General features: G+C 50.1%; 16 protein-coding genes. 5 read left to right on the top strand and 11 right to left on the bottom strand.

Annotated elements, in window-relative coordinates:
- Position 1: 1 nt before the first annotated feature.
- Both EL143_RS08510 and EL143_RS08505 read right to left on the bottom strand, forming a co-directional pair.
- Complete coding sequence (locus EL143_RS08510; protein WP_085417040.1) at positions 2-943, bottom strand: FecCD family ABC transporter permease; 942 nt, start codon at positions 941-943, stop codon at positions 2-4.
- Between the two features lie 50 nt (positions 944-993).
- Positions 994-1,329 carry a MerR family DNA-binding transcriptional regulator gene (locus tag EL143_RS08505; protein WP_085417039.1) on the bottom strand — a complete coding sequence of 112 codons (336 nt, stop codon included), beginning with the start codon at positions 1,327-1,329 and terminating at the stop codon, positions 994-996.
- Between the two features lie 79 nt (positions 1,330-1,408).
- Between EL143_RS08505 and EL143_RS08500 the strand changes: the two genes are divergently transcribed.
- The gene (locus EL143_RS08500) at positions 1,409-2,071 is read left to right on the top strand and encodes an RBBP9/YdeN family alpha/beta hydrolase (protein ID WP_085417038.1); all 663 of its coding nucleotides are present in this window, start codon (positions 1,409-1,411) and stop codon (positions 2,069-2,071) included.
- A gap of 72 nt (positions 2,072-2,143) precedes the next feature.
- Here EL143_RS08500 and EL143_RS08495 read toward each other — a convergent pair whose 3' ends face one another.
- The 4 genes from EL143_RS08495 to EL143_RS08480 form a co-directional block, all read right to left on the bottom strand.
- Positions 2,144-2,935, bottom strand: a complete 792-nt coding sequence (locus EL143_RS08495) for a heme/hemin ABC transporter substrate-binding protein (protein ID WP_085417037.1) — start codon at positions 2,933-2,935, stop codon at positions 2,144-2,146.
- 208 nt (positions 2,936-3,143) lie between these two features.
- Positions 3,144-4,181 (bottom strand): ChuX/HutX family heme-like substrate-binding protein, encoded by a 1,038-nt coding sequence (locus EL143_RS08490; RefSeq protein WP_085417036.1) that lies wholly within the window; start codon positions 4,179-4,181, stop codon positions 3,144-3,146.
- Positions 4,182-4,261: 80 nt separating this feature from the next.
- Positions 4,262-4,918 (bottom strand): class I SAM-dependent methyltransferase, encoded by a 657-nt coding sequence (locus tag EL143_RS08485; RefSeq protein ID WP_085417035.1) that lies wholly within the window; start codon positions 4,916-4,918, stop codon positions 4,262-4,264.
- A 78-nt stretch (positions 4,919-4,996) separates the two neighbouring features.
- Positions 4,997-7,204, bottom strand: coding sequence for a TonB-dependent hemoglobin/transferrin/lactoferrin family receptor (locus EL143_RS08480; RefSeq protein WP_126326706.1), 2,208 nt, complete (start codon positions 7,202-7,204; stop codon positions 4,997-4,999).
- 190 nt (positions 7,205-7,394) lie between these two features.
- Between EL143_RS08480 and trmA the strand changes: the two genes are divergently transcribed.
- Positions 7,395-8,483, top strand: a complete 1,089-nt coding sequence (gene trmA, locus EL143_RS08475) for a tRNA (uridine(54)-C5)-methyltransferase TrmA (RefSeq protein ID WP_085417033.1) — start codon at positions 7,395-7,397, stop codon at positions 8,481-8,483.
- A gap of 63 nt (positions 8,484-8,546) precedes the next feature.
- Here trmA and EL143_RS08470 read toward each other — a convergent pair whose 3' ends face one another.
- Positions 8,547-10,235 (bottom strand): glutamine--tRNA ligase/YqeY domain fusion protein, encoded by a 1,689-nt coding sequence (locus EL143_RS08470; RefSeq protein ID WP_085417032.1) that lies wholly within the window; start codon positions 10,233-10,235, stop codon positions 8,547-8,549.
- A gap of 89 nt (positions 10,236-10,324) precedes the next feature.
- Positions 10,325-10,984, bottom strand: a complete 660-nt coding sequence (gene ung / locus EL143_RS08465) for a uracil-DNA glycosylase (RefSeq protein ID WP_085417031.1) — start codon at positions 10,982-10,984, stop codon at positions 10,325-10,327.
- Positions 10,985-11,321: 337 nt separating this feature from the next.
- Here ung and EL143_RS08460 point away from each other — a divergent pair, with 337 nt between their 5' ends.
- Positions 11,322-11,825 (top strand): SgcJ/EcaC family oxidoreductase, encoded by a 504-nt coding sequence (locus tag EL143_RS08460; RefSeq protein ID WP_085417284.1) that lies wholly within the window; start codon positions 11,322-11,324, stop codon positions 11,823-11,825.
- Positions 11,826-12,008: 183 nt separating this feature from the next.
- Here the strand turns inward: EL143_RS08460 and EL143_RS08455 are convergent, their stop codons facing one another.
- The 3 genes from EL143_RS08455 to EL143_RS08445 all read right to left on the bottom strand — a co-directional run bounded on the left by EL143_RS08455 (position 12,009) and on the right by EL143_RS08445 (position 14,091).
- Positions 12,009-12,824 carry a basic amino acid ABC transporter substrate-binding protein gene (locus EL143_RS08455; RefSeq protein WP_085417285.1) on the bottom strand — a complete coding sequence of 272 codons (816 nt, stop codon included), beginning with the start codon at positions 12,822-12,824 and terminating at the stop codon, positions 12,009-12,011.
- 85 nt (positions 12,825-12,909) lie between these two features.
- Positions 12,910-13,647: a bifunctional demethylmenaquinone methyltransferase/2-methoxy-6-polyprenyl-1,4-benzoquinol methylase UbiE gene (ubiE, locus tag EL143_RS08450; protein ID WP_085417286.1), complete on the bottom strand. Its 738-nt coding sequence runs from the start codon at positions 13,645-13,647 to the stop codon at positions 12,910-12,912.
- Positions 13,648-13,671: 24 nt separating this feature from the next.
- Positions 13,672-14,091, bottom strand: coding sequence for a gamma-butyrobetaine hydroxylase-like domain-containing protein (locus tag EL143_RS08445; protein WP_085417287.1), 420 nt, complete (start codon positions 14,089-14,091; stop codon positions 13,672-13,674).
- Positions 14,092-14,231: 140 nt separating this feature from the next.
- Between EL143_RS08445 and nadE the strand changes: the two genes are divergently transcribed.
- Together nadE and nrdB are read left to right on the top strand one after the other, a co-directional pair.
- Positions 14,232-15,023 carry an NAD(+) synthase gene (gene nadE, locus EL143_RS08440; RefSeq protein ID WP_085417288.1) on the top strand — a complete coding sequence of 264 codons (792 nt, stop codon included), beginning with the start codon at positions 14,232-14,234 and terminating at the stop codon, positions 15,021-15,023.
- Between the two features lie 134 nt (positions 15,024-15,157).
- Positions 15,158-16,291 carry a class Ia ribonucleoside-diphosphate reductase subunit beta gene (gene nrdB / locus EL143_RS08435; protein ID WP_085417315.1) on the top strand — a complete coding sequence of 378 codons (1,134 nt, stop codon included), beginning with the start codon at positions 15,158-15,160 and terminating at the stop codon, positions 16,289-16,291.
- The last annotated feature ends 59 nt before the right edge of the window (positions 16,292-16,350 follow it).

The raw sequence follows: 16,350 nt of genomic DNA, 5'->3' as shown, positions 1-16,350 counted from the left end.
TTTATCCTTTCCGCATCGGTTTGACAAACAACCACATAAAAAACGGCCCGCCCAGCAAAGCGATGATGATACCGACCGGCACGTCGACCGGATAGGTTATCCAGCGTGCCGCGCTGTCCACCGCCAGCAAAAACACCGCCCCCAGCCATGCCGAAAGCAGAATCAATTTGCTGCGCCGCCCTCCGACGGCTTGCGCCAGCACGTTCGGCACCATCATGCCGAGAAAGCCGATAACGCCCGACAACGAAACCGCCGCGCCGGTGAGCAAAGCCGCGCCGACTACGGTTTGTACCCGCGTCGCATTAACCGAAATCCCCATGCTGACCGCCGTGTCTTCGCCCAGCATCAGGCAATCCAGCCGCTTGCCCGCCCAAAACAGCAGCACCAACCCGACTGCCATCACCAGCGCAGCATACAACGGTGAAGTAAATCCTGCTTCAGCCAAACTGCCCGATAACCAAATGGTCGCGCTGCGCAATACCATGTCGTCGGATAAAAACAGAATCAGACTCACGATGGCCGCCGAGAAGGCGCTCAACACGAAGCCCAGCACCAATAGCCCCAGCGTACCGCCGCCAAACAAACGGTGTATGGCGAGAATCAGCAGACACACCGCCAACGCTCCGGCAAAAGCGGCCAGCGGCACGCCGATTGCCCCCACGCCGAACGCCAGCACGATAATCACCCCCAATGCCGCGCCGCTGGAAGTGCCGATCAGGCTCGGATCGGCCAGCGGGTTTTCAAACAAAGCCTGCAACGCCGCTCCTGCCGCCGCCAAAGCCGCACCGACCAACAGAGCGGTGGCAACACGCGGCAGACGTATGCTTTGCACGGTTTCGTCCATATGATGCGGCGGCTGCCACTCGCCGAAACCGATACCGGCGCAGAACCAAACAAGCGCGGCGGTAAAGATGAGGCAGAGAATTAATGGAATAGGTTTCATTTATGATATTCATTTCAGACAGGCATATCTTCGTAGATAAACCCAACAAATTAACGTACCAATAATTTATCAAGCAAAGCTTTTGATTCATTCAAGGAATCAATCTGCCGGTCGATATCCGCACGTTTATCTTCCAATTTTCCACGCAAAACGGTACAGAAATCCTGAGGTTCGTCATTCAAACAATCCCGCAGCAGCGCAATATCTTTCAAAGGTAAACCGGCACGGTTTAGAATCATTACTTTTTTTATAAAGTCAATATCTTGTGCTTTATAAATGCGATACCCACTACTATTTCTTTGAGGAGAAACCAAGTTTAGTTTTTCATAGAAACGTATCATGCGGATACTGGTTTTGCAGGCCCGAGCCAATTCACCGATTTTCATATTTCTTCCTAAAAAACAGTTGACCCTGACATTATGTCACGTTCTAGACTAAATACACCTAAATCATAAGGAAGGGATTATGAATCGACGAAATTTTTGCTTAAGCAGCGCTACTGTTTTATTAACCGCTTGCACCGGTTCGCTTTTCTTCAAAGCATCAGATAATGTTAAAAAAGTTTATATTATTCATGGCTATGGCGCGACACCGGACGATCATTGGTTTCCCTGGCTGAAAGCCATATTGGAAAATCAAAATATTGCCGTCGATGCCGTCAAACTGCCCAAAAGTCATCAGCCCGATTTCGACCTCTGGCAAACTACGCTGGCCGAACATATAGGCAAACCACAAAAAAATGATATTTTTATTGCACACAGTTTAGGCACTATCAGCCTATTGCATTACCTTTCCAAACATAAACCCATGTCCATAGGCGGACTGATTTTAGTGTCGGGTTTCTGTCGCCGCTTAACTAAGCTTTCTACTATAAATGGTTTTAATGTAGACGCTTATATAGACTCAGCCAATCTTGATTCGGCTGCCATACGCGCCATGTCTCCCCAAATTTACAGCATCATCAGCAAAAACGATTTTATAGTCGATCCTGAAGAAAGCTTGAAATTGGCAGAACAACTGCACAGCAAAGTCATCAGCGTACCCAAAGGCGGACATTTTCTAGCACAAGACGGATTCAGGCAGTTGCCTCAAATTCTGCCTCCGCTAAAACATTTCTTGGAGCCATAACCAATACTTTCAGACAGGCATATCATTACAGACGCTCTATAATTGATTACTCCTGTCTGAAAGCCGGCCATTCTATTTCGCCAACCCGTTCAACTTCTTCACAATCTCCGGCGTATCCAAACCGTAGCGGAACATATCGTTGGCCTGCCACAAATAAATCTTGCCGTTTTTGGCGGCGTTGCTGCCGGCGACTTCAGGGCGGGCGGCGAATTGTTTGACTCCGCCGATCAGTTTTTCGTGATGGTCGGCGATGATGATCACGTCGGGCTTGGCAGCAATCCATGCTTCGCGGTTAAGCGGTTTCATGCCGTCGAGGTTGCCTGCCGCGTTGATGCCGCCTGCGCGTTTGATGATTTCGTCGGCGGCGGTGTTTTTACCGGCGACGATGCGGCCGTCGTAGCTGAACAGGTAGCGTTTGCCGTTTTGCGGCTGCTGTTTCATCTCGGCCTGCCATTTGCCTGCCAATGCGTCGGCTTGGACGGTTTTGTTAATCAGTTTGCCCACGGCGCGGATGCTTTGCGGGTAGGCGGCGATGCTGTCGTCGGGGGCAACGTTCACGGCATTGACACCGGCTTTTTTCAGGTTGGCGAAAATGGTGGCCGGCTGCACCATCCACGAACCGATGGCCACGTCGGGTTTGGCGGCGATAATCGGCTCTACGGTTAATTGGCGGTGGATGCCGATGCTGGGCTTGCTTTTCAAGGCGGGGTTTTGAACGGTTTGGTCGCGGCCGACGATTTCGTTGGTCGCACCCAACGCCACAACGATATCGGCCACGTCGGGCGACATCACCACGATGCGTTGGGCGTAAGCGGTTTGCAGGGCGGCGCACAATATGGCGGCGGCGAAAATGGTTTTTTTCATGTGTTTTTCCTTTTGGAATATCAAACTTTTCAGACGGCCTCGGACTGTATTGAAAGAGGCCGTCTGAAATATTTGGTTACGATTTCATGCTTTCTTTTTTAACGGCTTCAATGGCTTTTTCTATCGACGGTTTGCGGCGGCAGGCAAGAATGCCCGCCCTACTTTCGTTCAGACGGCCTCGATGCCTGTCTGAACACTTTACCGAGCATCAACCTGCCAGCAGCTTATCGGTAATTTCGCGCCACGCTTCGAGTTCGGGTTCGCCTTCTTTGCGCTTGCCGAAAATCTGAAGCACGGTTTTGCGGCGGCTGTCGAAACCTTCCACGCAGGTAACGAAGCCGTCGCGAATCGGGCGGCGCACCACCCAAGTTTCTACGATTTCGTCGTCTTTCAAGTGCATGCTGAAGCCTTCTTCTTTGCCGTCGAGCACGTTAAGGTAGCCGCGTGCGCGCACGACGTTGTGCACTTTGCCCGTTTGAATCTGCACGAGGCCGCGGTTGCCGGCGAAAATCATGATGTCGATGCCGCGGTCGCGGGCGGCTTCGAGCACTTGCTGCCATGCGCTGTGGTTCAGCAGTTTGGTTGCGCCTTCGGGGGCGTGGCGGTAGGCGGTTTGGCGGTCGACTTCAAATGTTTCCAACAGGCCGCCGAAGTGGTGCACGTCTTTCAACTCGTTCCAACGCTCTTGAAACGCGGCTTCTTTTTCAGACGGCAGCGCGGGCGTGGCGGTTGCGGGCGGCAGTTCGCCGGTTTGGAATGCCGGCTTGCCTTCGGTGCGGAAGGTATCAAGCAATGCCTGCCATTCGGCTTCTTTGCCTTCTTCACGCATAAAGACTTTTTGCACGGATACGCCGAATTCGTCGTAAAACTGAATCGAACGGGACACTTTTTCGCCGTCGCGGTTGGTAACGGCCAGCACATGATGCCAGCGCGCCGGAAAAATCCGCAGGTCGATGCCGCCTACATTCACGGTGATGCCTGATGTTTCCGACATGCTCACGTTTTCATAAATGCCCTGCTTTTCGTGTACGCACACGCTGTTGCGCACGATGCACTGCACCAAACCCAGCGTGTGCAGTTTCAGCACGATACCGCGCACATGGTTTTTGCCGCCGAGGTAAACCGTTTCCGGCGCGTCGGCCATCAGCGCGCCTTCGCTCACGCCCAAATCGGCGGCGGCTTCGCGCGGGAAATACATGCCCTGTTTTCGAGCTTTGTTAGCTTGGTATTGCTCCCAAAGATTCATTCGGTTCTGCTCCTTTTATGACTTTCTGCTTTTCAGACGGCCTCTCACACGTCAAAAACGCCTGTCTGAAAAAGATGACATTATGCCGTTTTTTCAAACAGCATTTCGATATAAATGCGCTCGGTCAGATTGCCGCTTTTATCCACCGCCTTATCTTGTCTGGCCGTCTGAAAGCACAGGCGTAAAGGCAGGCTGCGGGTCAACGCCACGACATCATGCGGTTCGTAAAGCCTGAACCCGTAAGCGCAAAACGGCAGCGTCTGCATAAAGTTTTTCTCGCAAAAACTCAGGCACAAACGCCCGCCGGTTTTGAGCACGCGGCAGATTTCCCGCATCAACTCGGCCGGGCGTTCCCAAAAATAAAGCGTATTGATACTGATGATTTTGTCGAACGTAAGGTCGGCAAACGGCAGCTTTAAGCCGTCATAAAGACGGTAATCGGCAAGCCCTGCGCTAATAAAGGCTTGGTTGAATGCCAACGCTTCTTCGTGCATTAAAGCCGAAGTTTCCACACCCGTATAGTGCAGCCGTGCCGCCAGTGACAACACATAACCGAGCAAGCCGCCGTTGCCGTAACCCAATTCGAGAACGCGGTCGCCGTCGTTCAAACCCAACGTGGAAAACGCGTTCACAATCAGCGAAAGATTGCGCAAATTCATGGCTTGGCCGAACGCCCTGCCCGTCTCGCCATGCGGACAACGGAGTTGGGCGGCGGTTTGTTCGAGAGTAGGTTCCATGCTTATTCCTTAAACACTAAGGCCGTATTTTTCAGACGGCCTTTCTGAAACCCAAGCCGAGGCCGTCTGAAATTGTGCTTAAAACTTCAACTGCAACGAAGCGGCAACATTGCGGCCGGGCTGGGTGTAGGTATCCATCGTGCCGAGGTCTTCCACGCCCGCTACGTCGGCGTGCTGCCAGTATTTCTTGTTGGAGATGTTGTACACATTCAGGCCAAGCTCCAGATTTTTAAGCGGTTTGTACCAAACGCCCGCATCCCACACGCCGTAGCCGGGTGCTTTGAAAAAGGCGGGGTTGCTGGTGCGTTTCTGCGCCGTTGCCCAGCGCAATTTGGTGCCTGCACCCCATTTTTCTTGCGCGTAGTCCACTCCCAGCACGCCGTTGAGTGGGTAGGCGGTGTCCAGCGGTTTGCCTTCACCGTCTTTGCCGCGCATCCAAGCGATGGCGGTGCCGACCTGCCAGTTGTCGTTAAGTTTCACGGAAGCGGCGGCTTCGATGCCGTAGGTTTTTACTTTGTCCAGATTGTCGTATCTGTGTACCTGAATCGGGCGGCCGCCTGCGCCCGACTCAACCCCGATCTGCGTGCGGTTGATGAAATCGCGGTAACGGTTGTAGAACGTGGTGATCTGCGCTTTGGTGCGTTCGTCTTTATATTTCAAACCCAGTTCGACGCTGTCGGAATGTTCCGATTTCAAGTTGTTGTTCGGAATCACTTTATAGCCGTGCTGGCTGTTATTGAACGACATCGTGGCGGTATCGAACGGCGGCGTGCGGAAGCCGCGCGAATAAGTGGCAAAGCCGGTAAATGCTTCGCCGAACGGCACGCTCAAACGCAGGCTGGGCGTGAACGAACTGTCGCTAAAGTCTTTAGGCAGGCTGTCGGGCTTGCTGTTCAGATAAGCCTGATCGATTTTGGGTTTGAGCTTTTCATGCTCGAAGCGCAAGGCCGGAGTCAACACGATGCCGTTGGGAAACGCCAAGCTGTCTTGTGCATAAACGCTGACCGTGCGGCGGCGCGAATCGGGGAAGGTTTTGTTGGGATACAGCGCACCGGCATACATGTGGCTGATGCGGCCGTCGCGGCCTATTGTGGTGCTTTCGCGCGGGCGTTCGGTGTCGGTTTTCTTGAATTCCGCACCTGCCACAATAGTGTGTTTCAGACGGCCTGTGTCGGCTTCAAACACGCCGCGGGTATTGATGCCTTGGGTGGTTTGGTTGAAACCGTAATCGGAATAGCGGATGCCGTCTTCAGTGATGCGCCCAGCCATGCGGGCGGTTTCATCAGTAACCGCATCGTCTTCCGATTTCAGCCTTTGCCGGTAAACATAAATATTGGCTTCTTTCAAGGCGGAGTCGCCGCGGTAGCGGTAGCCCAATTCGATACGCTGGCGGCGGGCGCGGTCGTCCGACGAACTGGATGTCGTTGTGGTTACCCGCGGGCCGCGCGGCGCACCCGTGCCCAAAGTGTTCAGCAAATCAGTCTCTTTTTTGCGGTAAAAATGCTCGAACAAGGCTTCCACACGGTGGGTTTCATTGCCCGCATCGCCTTTGGCCAAAATGTTGTAGCTGCGGAAATCCTGCGGGTTCGGCTTGGTACGGCGGCCGTTGCGCGTATCCACACCGCCGCGGTTTTTGCTTTCATGACCTTGGCGGTGGGTGAGCATCAGCAAACCTTGCGCATTTTCCGTGTAGCCCGCCGCCGTTGCCGTTACGCCGTGGCTGCGGTCGCGGCTGCGGTAGCCGTGTTTCAAACCGAAATGGAACGGTTTTTCGGCATCGACAAAATCAGCGGGCGAATAAGTGGAAAAATTGACCACGCCGCCCAAAGCATCACTGCCGTACAGCGCGGAATACGGGCCTTTCACGATATCCACCTGCTTCAAAGTATCGGCTTCCACCAAATCGCGGCCGGAAACCGCCGCATTGCTGCCGCCGCCCGCATAGGCTTCGGGAACGCGGATACCGTCCACCATCATCAGAATGCGGTTGCCGCCGATACCGCGGATATTTACCCCCGCATTACCGCGGCGGCTGTTGTCGGTAGGCACGTCCACACCCGGCTCGTACAGCACCACATCATCCAAATTGGCCGCCGCTGCACTATCCAGCTCTTTGCGCGAAACCACCGCCACATTCGGCGCAGCCTTATCCAAAGCCTGCGCGTGGCGGTCGGCGGTTACGGTAACGGTTTTGACTTCAACGCTTTGCCCGGCTTGTCCGTTTGCATACACTACTGGCGCAGCAAAAGCCAATGCAATCAACTGCACGGTTTTTTTCAAATGCATTTTGTAATCCTTATTTTTAATATTATTAAGAACAATTATTATTTATATAATTTTTAGTAAGAAAATGCAAGTCTTAGAAAATATAAATGCCTGTCTGAAAAGCAAAGCTTTGTTTTAATGAATAATAGAACAACGGGAAAATTAAGATTCGGGTAAAATATCAAAGTTTTTTATTAAGGAAGTACCCATCATGCCCGATCAGGATTACCAGCAGCAATTAGCTGAAAAATCCGCCTATTTGCGCGATTTGTTTAAAAATCTGGCCATGTCCGAGCTGGAAATCTATGCTTCGCCCGAGCGGCATTACCGTATGCGTTCGGAATTCCGCATTTGGCATGAAGGCGATGACATTTGCTATGCCATGTTTGAACGCGGACAAAAAGCTTCTTCCGCATCTTTAATCCGACTGGAACAATTTCCGCCTGCATACACGACCATCAACGAATTAATGCCTGTACTCTTGACGGAAATCAAACAATCTGCCGTATTGCAAACCCGCTTGTACCAATGCGAATTTTTATCCACATTAAGCGGCGAGATGCTGGTCAGCCTGATTTACCACAAAAAGCTGGACGAACAGTGGCAGGCCGCAGCAGAAGTATTGCAAAACAAACTGGGCATTTTCATTATCGGGCGCAGCCGCGGCCAGAAAATCGTGTTATCGCAGGATTTTGTTACCGAAAAATTGAATGTGGGCGGAAAAACCTTTATTTACCGCCAAACCGAAGGCAGCTTTACCCAGCCCAATGCTTTTGTGTGTGAACACATGTTGGAATGGGCATGTAGTGCTGCCAACGACCTGGGCGGCGATTTGTTGGAACTTTATTGCGGTAACGGCAATTTCACCCTACCTCTGGCCGACCAGTTCCGCCGTGTATTGGCCACCGAGGTATCTAAAACATCCGTGCAGGCGGCGCAATGGAATATCGGAGCCAACAAAGCCGCCAATATTGCGATTGCCCGCCTCTCGGCGGAAGAGTTTACCGAAGCCTATACCGGTTCGCGCCCGTTCCGGCGCCTGCAAGAGCAGAATATTCATTTGCAGCGTTATGATTTCTCAACGATTTTCATCGATCCGCCCCGCGCCGGAGTGGATGAAGAAACGCTGAAGCTGGTTGCCCGATTTGATAATGTGATTTATATCTCATGCAATCCCGAAACTTTACGCAACAACCTGAACGAACTATGCAAAACCCATATACCTGTGCGCTTTGCCTTGTTCGACCAATTTCCGTTTACCCACCACATAGAAAGCGGAGTATTGTTGAAAAAGCGTTAAAACGATAAACAGCAATGCCTGTCTGAAAAGCTTTCAGACAGGCATCTGTTTACGGCAAACTGCTTAAGCTTCTTTGGCTTGCCAAGTATCTTTCAACGCCACGGTTCGGTTAAATACCGGTTTTTCTTGTGTATGGTCGTAGCGGTCGGTCACGAAATAACCCAAACGCTCAAACTGCCAGCGGCTTTCCGGCTCCAGCATATTGACCACCGGTTCGGTGTAAGCAGTGATTTCCTTCACGGATTCGGGGTTGAGAAAATCAGTAAACGGCAGATATTCGCCGTCTTCGCCGCGAACGGCATCGGGGCGCGGTTCGGTAAACAGGCGGTCATACAGGCGCACTGTCGCGGGCACGGCATGCTCGGCGGAGAGCCAGTGTATCACGCCTTTTACTTTGCGGCCTTCGGGTTTTTTACCCAGCGTATCATGGTCGATGCTGCATTTGAGTTCGATGACGTTGCCGTTTTCGTCTTTTACCACTTCGTCGCACTTAATCACATAGCTGTAACGCAGGCGCACTTCGCCGCCTAAAGTCAAACGCTGCCAGCCTTTTGGCGGATTCTCACTAAAATCGTCGGCTTCGATATACAGGGTTTGGCTGATGGGCACTTCGCGCTCGCCCATTTCTTCGTGGTGCGGATGGTAAGGCGCGCTGCGGCTTTGGGTTTTGCCGGCTTCAAAATTGGTGAGCGTTACCTTAATCGGGTTTAACACAGCCATCAAACGCGGTGCGGAATTTTCCAGCTCTTCGCGAACCGCACCTTCGAGCACGCTCATGTCGACTACGTTTTCAGATTTGGAAATGCCGACGCGCTTGGCAAACAGGCGCAAACCTTCAGGTGTGTAACCGCGGCGGCGCATGCCGGAGATGGTAGGCATACGCGGGTCGTTCCAGCCTGTAACGTGGCCGTCTGAAACCAACTGGTTCAGTTTGCGTTTGGAAGTGATGGAATACAGCAATTCCAAACGGGAAAATTCGTATTGGCGCGGGTGGTTGTCGATCGGAATATTGTCGAGCACCCAATCATACAGCGGGCGGTGGGCTTCAAATTCGAGCGTACACAGCGAATGGGTGATTTTTTCGATGGCATCGGAAATGGCGTGGGTGTAGTCATACATGGGGTAGATGCACCACTTGTCGCCGGTGTTGTGGTGATGCGCGCGGCGGATGCGGTAAATCACCGGATCGCGCAGGTTTACGTTGCCCGCGGCCATGTCGATTTTCAGACGCAGGGTTTTGCTGCCGTCGGGGAATTCGCCGTTTTTCATGCGCATGAACAAATCGAGGTTTTCTTCGACGCTGCGGTCTCGATAAGGGCTGTTTTTGCCCGGTTCGGTGAGCGTGCCGCGGTATTCGCGCATTTCTTCGGCGCTTAAGTCGTCCACATAGGCTTTGCCGTCTTTAATCAGGCCGACGGCGTAATCAAACAGTTGGTCGAAATAATCGGAAGCATAACGCGGTTCGCCCGCCCATTTGAAACCTAACCATTGCACGTCTTCTTTAATCGAATCAACGTATTCCTGATTTTCTTTTTCGGGGTTGGTGTCGTCGAAACGCAGGTTGCACAGGCCGTCGTAAATATAGGCCAAACCGAAGTTCAGGCAGATGGATTTGGCGTGGCCGATGTGCAGATAGCCGTTCGGCTCGGGCGGGAAACGGGTTTGGATGGCGGTGTGCTTGCCGCTTTTGAGATCGTCTTCAATAATGGTGCGGATAAAATGATTATCGGCAAATTGTTCTTTGTTCATCATTTTGCGGTGGCCTTTTATTTTTTCAGACAGGCATTTGCTTCACATAATGCCTGTCTGAAAACAAGATATGGAAAGGGCTTAATTGTACCTTAAATCTGCCATTCTATGGGCGTTTGGCCGTGCGCTTTCAGATAGGCATTGGCTTGGGAAAAGTGGCGGCAGCCCAAAAATCCGCGGTGAGCGGAAAGGGGTGAGGGATGGGGCGCTGTCAAAACCAAATGGCGGTTGCGGTCGATAAATGCGCCTTTTTTCTGTGCATGACTGCCCCAAAGCATAAACACAAGGTGCTCGCGCTGATCGTTCAAACGGTGAATCACACAATCGGTAAACTGCTCCCAACCCAACGAAGCATGAGAATGCGCCTGCCCTGCACGCACGGTTAACACGGTATTGAGCAGCAACACGCCCTGCTCCGCCCATCCTTGCAGATAACCGTGCCGTGGCATCTGAAAGCCTTCGATATCGGCCGCCAGCTCTTTATAAATATTTTGCAAAGAAGGCGGAATATGCACTTCAGGCCGCACGGAAAAAGCCAGCCCGTGCGCCTGCCCCGCGCCGTGATACGGGTCTTGCCCCAAAATCACCACTTTTACCCGGTCGAATTCGGTGGCTTTAAACGCATTGAACACATCGCCTGCCGGCGGATAGATAATCTGCCCGGCCTGCCTTTCTGCCTTTACCGTATTCAAAATATGCCGGAAATAAGGCGCTTCTTTTTCTGTGCCGATCGCTTCTTTCCAAGTCTGCATAAATATCCTATTAATTTTTAAAACAGCTCATACCATGACCGATGAACTTAAATCTTTACAGTATTGAATTACTCAGATTCATATAGAAATAGAAGAAAATGAATTAAAACTCAAGCTGCAAAATTATTTTCTATCTGTCTGAAAGCATAATAATATAACAAAAATCAAGCCTGTTGATTACTTCAGCAAATATACATCTAAATATTTAATTACTTTTCTATTCCACTAATCATTTAGTATTAACAAGGGAAAAAATCATAATTTATACTTCTTAATTATTAAATTAATATAATTCATATAATAAAATATTAAAACATTTTACAAAAGGAGAATAATTATGAAATTATATCTGTTAGCTACTTTAATAGCATCTACTGCATTGTCGGCCTGCTCCGTTTTTGAAAAAAAAGCCCCTGCAGCGGAGCATGCTTGCAAACAAACCACCAAAGAAGAAATTGCAGCGTTGTTTGACCGTTGGAATAATTCGTTAAAAACAGGAGATCCTAAAAAAGTGGTAGAGAATTATGCCGAAGACGGTATTTTACTACCAACCCTTTCCAACAAACCACGCCTGACACAAGCTGAAAAAGAAGATTATTTCAAACACTTTTTAGAGAAAAAGCCGGTTGGTAAAATCGATATGAACCATATCCGAATCGGCTGTAACATAGCCAAGGACAACGGCTTGTATACATTCACATTTGCCGACGGTTCATCAGCCCCCGGCCGTTATACGTTCACTTACAAATGGGACGGCAACAAATGGTTGATTTCATCTCACCACTCATCTCTGATGCCTGAAAAAACGACTGGCGCCAAGGGCAAAAGTAAGAAACACTAAAGTCGGCTGATTTGGAAATTAGAGAAGTAATAAATAATGCCTGTCTGAATTGTTTCAGACAGGCATTATTTATTACCAACCAACTGCAAAACCTTACATTACACTTAAACAAGAACATGCCCCGGTAAAACCGGGGCATAACGAGCGTACTATTTTAAATTGATTAACTATATAATCCCGCGCTTATTTGCTTGCAGAAGCTGCCGATGCAGCCGATGCCTCATCCTGCTTAAACCATTTGGCTTGGATATCGGCATAGGTACCGTCGGCTTTAATAGCGGCCAAACCTTTATTGATTTTTTCGCGCAAGCCGTCATCGCGGCCTTTTTTAAGTGCAAAACCGTATTGCTCTTTCGGAAACTCGGGATCAACAAACAGGCGGTATTTTTTACCCGGATTATTAGCAACAAAGTTTTGAACCACACCGTTATCGCCTACAGTTGCATCCACCCCGCCCGCTTCCAGTTCTTTAAACGCCAAAGGCATGGTTTCAAAGCGTTTGATATTCGCACTGTCTTTACCTTGCAAATCTTGCAGAATCAAATCGGCGGTGGTGCCGGTTTGAACGGATACGCTGCGTTTCTTCAAATCTTTAAACGATTTGATATCGCTGCCTTTTTCTGCGGTAACAATCATTTGGGTGGCTTCAAAATAAGGATCGGTAAAGTCCACTTGCTGCTTGCGCTCATCGGTAATGGTGATGCTGGCCAGCGCCACATCGCTGTCTCCCTTGCCTACGTTGGCAAAGATACCTTCAAACGGCGTGTTGACAAATTCAAACTTAATGCCTTCTTTTTCGCCTGCCGCTTTCAAAATATCATGCGAAAAGCCGATAACCTGATTGTTTTCCATATATTCAAAAGGTGCGTAAGACGCATCGGTCGCAACGATATACGTTTTTTGGCCGGCATCGGCACCGTTTTGCCCGTTGTCTTTAGAGCAGGCGCCGAGCATCAGGGCTGCAGTTAAAGATGCCAGAAGGGTAGCTTTTTTAATCATGGTTCTCTTTCGTTATCAAGATTCAGTATTTATCATGATGCCTGCCTGAAAACATTTTTTCAGACAGGCATTTATATTGAGAAAATCAAAATTTCACACCTTTGTGCAAGGCAACGATGCCTGCGCTCATATTGTGGTAATCCACGCTGTCGAATCCCGCGTCATACATCATCTGTTTCAGGGTTTCCTGATCGGGATGCATGCGGATGGATTCGGCCAAATATTGGTAGCTGTCTGCATCCTTAGCAATCACCTTGCCCATCAGCGGCAAAAGTTTGAAAGAATACAGATCATAAGCAGGCGCCAGCGGTTTGAATACTTTGGAAAATTCCAGCACCAAAAGCGAGCCGCCCGGTTTGAGTACGCGATACATCTCTTTCAATGCGGCATCTTTATGCGTCATATTGCGCAGGCCGAAAGCCACAGAAACCAAATTGAAATAATTATCGGGGAAAGGCAGCTTCTCAGCATCGGCCAGCGAAACAGGCAGAATCAAACCTTCGTTCAACAAGCGGTCGCGGCCGACGCCGAGCATGGACGAATTGATATCGGTCAGCCACACTTCGCCTTCTTTGCCTACACGCTTCGCCCAACCGCGCGACAAATCTCCCGTTCCGCCCGCAATATCCAGCACTTTATCGCCTTTTTTCAAACGCGCGGTGTTGATGGTGAAATGCTTCCACACGCGGTGCAGGCCGCCGGACATCACATCGTTCATAATATCGTAGTTTTTTGCCACCGAATGGAACACTTCGGCCACTTTGCCCGCTTTTTCGCTTTCATCAACCGTTTTGTAGCCGAAATGGGTTTTGTTGTCGCTCATGCTTTAAGTTTCCGTTTGATTGGGTTAATGTTTGCCGCAGCCGCCCGAAGCGCAACCGCGTGCGGTTTTTTCAGACAGGCTTTCCATTGCCGCTTCCCGCATAGCGCCCGCCGCTTCAAGCCGGCGCAGATAACCGGCCCACATTGTATCGTATTCGTGGGCCAGTTGATACAGATAATCCCAGTCATACAAACCGCTGTCGTGGCCGTCGCTGAATATGATTTTTAAAGCATATCGGCCTACCGGTTCCAAGCCGGCGATATGCACGCTGATTTTGCCGGTTTGCAAGGTTTCCTGCCCCGGCGCATGACCGCGCACTTCCGCGCTGGGCGAGTAAACGCGCAAATATTCCGCCGGCAGCTTTTTTTCTTCGCTGCCATACATCAAAACGAGTGTGCTTTTGTCTTTTTGCAGGCGTATTTCTTCGGGCGGCTGATGTTTCATGATTCATATTTTCCGGATTCAGGCAGGCATTATAAGTTTAACTATGTCTGTCTGAAAGAATTTTATTTTCATATGGGCGCGAAAGGTTTATATTGAAGATAAAAATGAACCGCACAATCTTGCCGACTCAAAGGAACATCATGAAATATCAATCTGTTATCCAACATATTACCGACTGGCTTTCCGATTATGCCGCCAAAGCCGGCGCAAAAGGTTTTGTGGTCGGCATTTCCGGCGGCATTGATTCCGCAGTGGTATCCGCGCTGGCGGCAAGAACAGGGTTGGACGTTTTGCTTTTGGAAATGCCGATCAGGCAGAAAGCCGACCAAATCGACCGCGCTCAAGAACACATTGCCGATTTGCAAAGCAAATTTAACAACGTGCGCGCCATGCGGGTGGACTTAACGCCGGCTTTCGAAGCATTTGAAAAAACGGTAGACGTGAGCGCCGAAGATTATCCCGCCCGCAACCTTGCTTTTGCCAACAGCCGCGCCCGCCTGCGCATGCTCACACTTTATTACTACGGCCAAATCAACCGGCTTTTGGTTGCCGGCACAGGCAATAAAGTGGAAGATTTCGGCGTGGGCTTTTTCACCAAATACGGTGACGGCGGGGTCGACATCAGCCCCATCGGCGATTTGCTGAAAACCCAAGTTTACGGCTTGGCAAAAGCATTAAACATTGTCGATTCCATCCAACAAGCCATACCCACCGACGGCCTGTGGGACGAAGAGCGCACCGACGAGCAGCAAATGGGGGCGAGCTATCCCGAGTTGGAGTGGGCTATGAGTGTGTATGATTCGCACAAACCCGAGGATTTTCAAGGACGTAAACGGGATGTGTTGGAAATTTACACGCGTTTGCATAAGGCGATGCAGCATAAAGTCCAGCCTATTCCTGTATGTAAAATACCTGAAGAATTATTGGGTTAATACACAAAATGCCTGTCTGAAACATTATTTTTCAGACAGGCTCATTAGAAAAAAGGTTAGATTTAAGGTAGAATAGCCTCCTTATTTCGTTATTCATTTTTGTAGGATCCGACATGTCTTGCGAGCACCTGGTAATGTCTTACAGCACCTTCAGCAAAGAGCAAAACAACGCCTTGAAAGAGCCGATGTTTTTCGGCCAGCCTGTAAATGTGGCTCGCTACGACCAACAAAAATACGAAGTGTTTGAAAAGCTGATTGAAAAACAGCTCTCTTTTTTTTGGCGGCCGGAAGAAATCGACGTATCGCGCGACCGCATCGACTACCAAAATCTGCCCGACCACGAAAAGCATATCTTTATCAGCAATTTAAAATACCAAACCCTGCTGGATTCCATTCAGGGCCGCAGCCCGAATGTGGCCTTGCTGCCGCTGGTTTCCCTACCTGAATTGGAAACTTGGATCGAAACTTGGTCTTTTTCCGAAACCATCCATTCCCGCAGCTACACACATATCATCCGCAATATCGTCAACAACCCGTCAATCATTTTTGACGATATTGTGCAAAACAAATACATCATCGCACGCGCGGAAGACATCGCCTGCTACTACGATGATTTGATCGAATACACCCAATATTACAACCTTTTGGGAGAAGGTTCGCATCAGGTGAACGGCAAAACCGTTACGGTCAGCAAACGCGAACTGAAGAAAAAGCTCTATTTGTGCCTGATGTGCGTCAACGTATTGGAGGCCATCCGGTTTTATGTGTCGTTTGCCTGTTCGTTTGCCTTTGCCGAACGCGAATTAATGGAAGGCAACGCGAAAATCATCAAACTGATTGCCCGTGATGAAGCGCTGCACTTAACCAGCACGCAGCATATGCTCAACCTGATGCGCAGCGGTGCGGACGATCCCGAAATGGCTCAAATCGCCGCCGAATTGGAAGAAGACTGCTTCGAATTGTTTAAAAAAGCTGCTATGCAGGAAAAAGAGTGGGCCGAATATCTGTTTAAAGACGGCTCCATGATTGGCTTGAACAAAGACATCCTCGGCCAATACATCGAATACATCACCAATCTGCGCATGACTGCCGTAGGCCTCCGCCCCGCTTTTGTCGGTTCCAACCAAAACCCGATTCCGTGGATTAACGCCTGGCTTTCATCCGATAATGTGCAGGTTGCACCGCAGGAAGTGGAAATCAGCTCCTACCTGATCGGTCAGATTGATGCAGAAGTGAAAGCCGAAGATTTGGGCGACTTTGAATTATAAACGCCCCTTTTGAGCCTTATACACAACGCCGTTTCTCCGTTGGCTTGAAACGGCTTTGA

This window comes from Neisseria canis, assembly GCF_900636765.1.
GTDB classification, from domain to species: domain Bacteria; phylum Pseudomonadota; class Gammaproteobacteria; order Burkholderiales; family Neisseriaceae; genus Neisseria; species Neisseria canis.
The sequence above is the reverse complement of the archived record's forward strand: the minus strand, read 5'-3'. Positions and strand labels throughout refer to the sequence as shown.

Bases quoted from the DNA above. Each gene is read 5' to 3' on its own strand.
- EL143_RS08485 (WP_085417035.1), bottom strand. From the start codon at position 4,918: ATGGAACCTACTCTCGAACAAACCGCCGCCCAACTCCGTTGTCCGCAT.
- EL143_RS08480 (WP_126326706.1), bottom strand. From the start codon at position 7,204: ATGCATTTGAAAAAAACCGTGCAGTTGATTGCATTGGCTTTTGCTGCG.
- EL143_RS08455 (WP_085417285.1), bottom strand. From the start codon at position 12,824: ATGATTAAAAAAGCTACCCTTCTGGCATCTTTAACTGCAGCCCTGATG.
- EL143_RS08510 (WP_085417040.1), bottom strand. From the start codon at position 943: ATGAAACCTATTCCATTAATTCTCTGCCTCATCTTTACCGCCGCGCTT.
- trmA (WP_085417033.1), top strand. From the start codon at position 7,395: ATGCCCGATCAGGATTACCAGCAGCAATTAGCTGAAAAATCCGCCTAT.
- EL143_RS08460 (WP_085417284.1), top strand. From the start codon at position 11,322: ATGAAATTATATCTGTTAGCTACTTTAATAGCATCTACTGCATTGTCG.
- EL143_RS08490 (WP_085417036.1), bottom strand. From the start codon at position 4,181: ATGAATCTTTGGGAGCAATACCAAGCTAACAAAGCTCGAAAACAGGGC.
- EL143_RS08495 (WP_085417037.1), bottom strand. From the start codon at position 2,935: ATGAAAAAAACCATTTTCGCCGCCGCCATATTGTGCGCCGCCCTGCAA.
- EL143_RS08470 (WP_085417032.1), bottom strand. From the start codon at position 10,235: ATGATGAACAAAGAACAATTTGCCGATAATCATTTTATCCGCACCATT.
- ubiE (WP_085417286.1), bottom strand. From the start codon at position 13,647: ATGAGCGACAACAAAACCCATTTCGGCTACAAAACGGTTGATGAAAGC.
- EL143_RS08505 (WP_085417039.1), bottom strand. From the start codon at position 1,329: ATGAAAATCGGTGAATTGGCTCGGGCCTGCAAAACCAGTATCCGCATG.
- EL143_RS08445 (WP_085417287.1), bottom strand. From the start codon at position 14,091: ATGAAACATCAGCCGCCCGAAGAAATACGCCTGCAAAAAGACAAAAGC.
- nrdB (WP_085417315.1), top strand. From the start codon at position 15,158: ATGTCTTACAGCACCTTCAGCAAAGAGCAAAACAACGCCTTGAAAGAG.
- nadE (WP_085417288.1), top strand. From the start codon at position 14,232: ATGAAATATCAATCTGTTATCCAACATATTACCGACTGGCTTTCCGAT.
- ung (WP_085417031.1), bottom strand. From the start codon at position 10,984: ATGCAGACTTGGAAAGAAGCGATCGGCACAGAAAAAGAAGCGCCTTAT.
- EL143_RS08500 (WP_085417038.1), top strand. From the start codon at position 1,409: ATGAATCGACGAAATTTTTGCTTAAGCAGCGCTACTGTTTTATTAACC.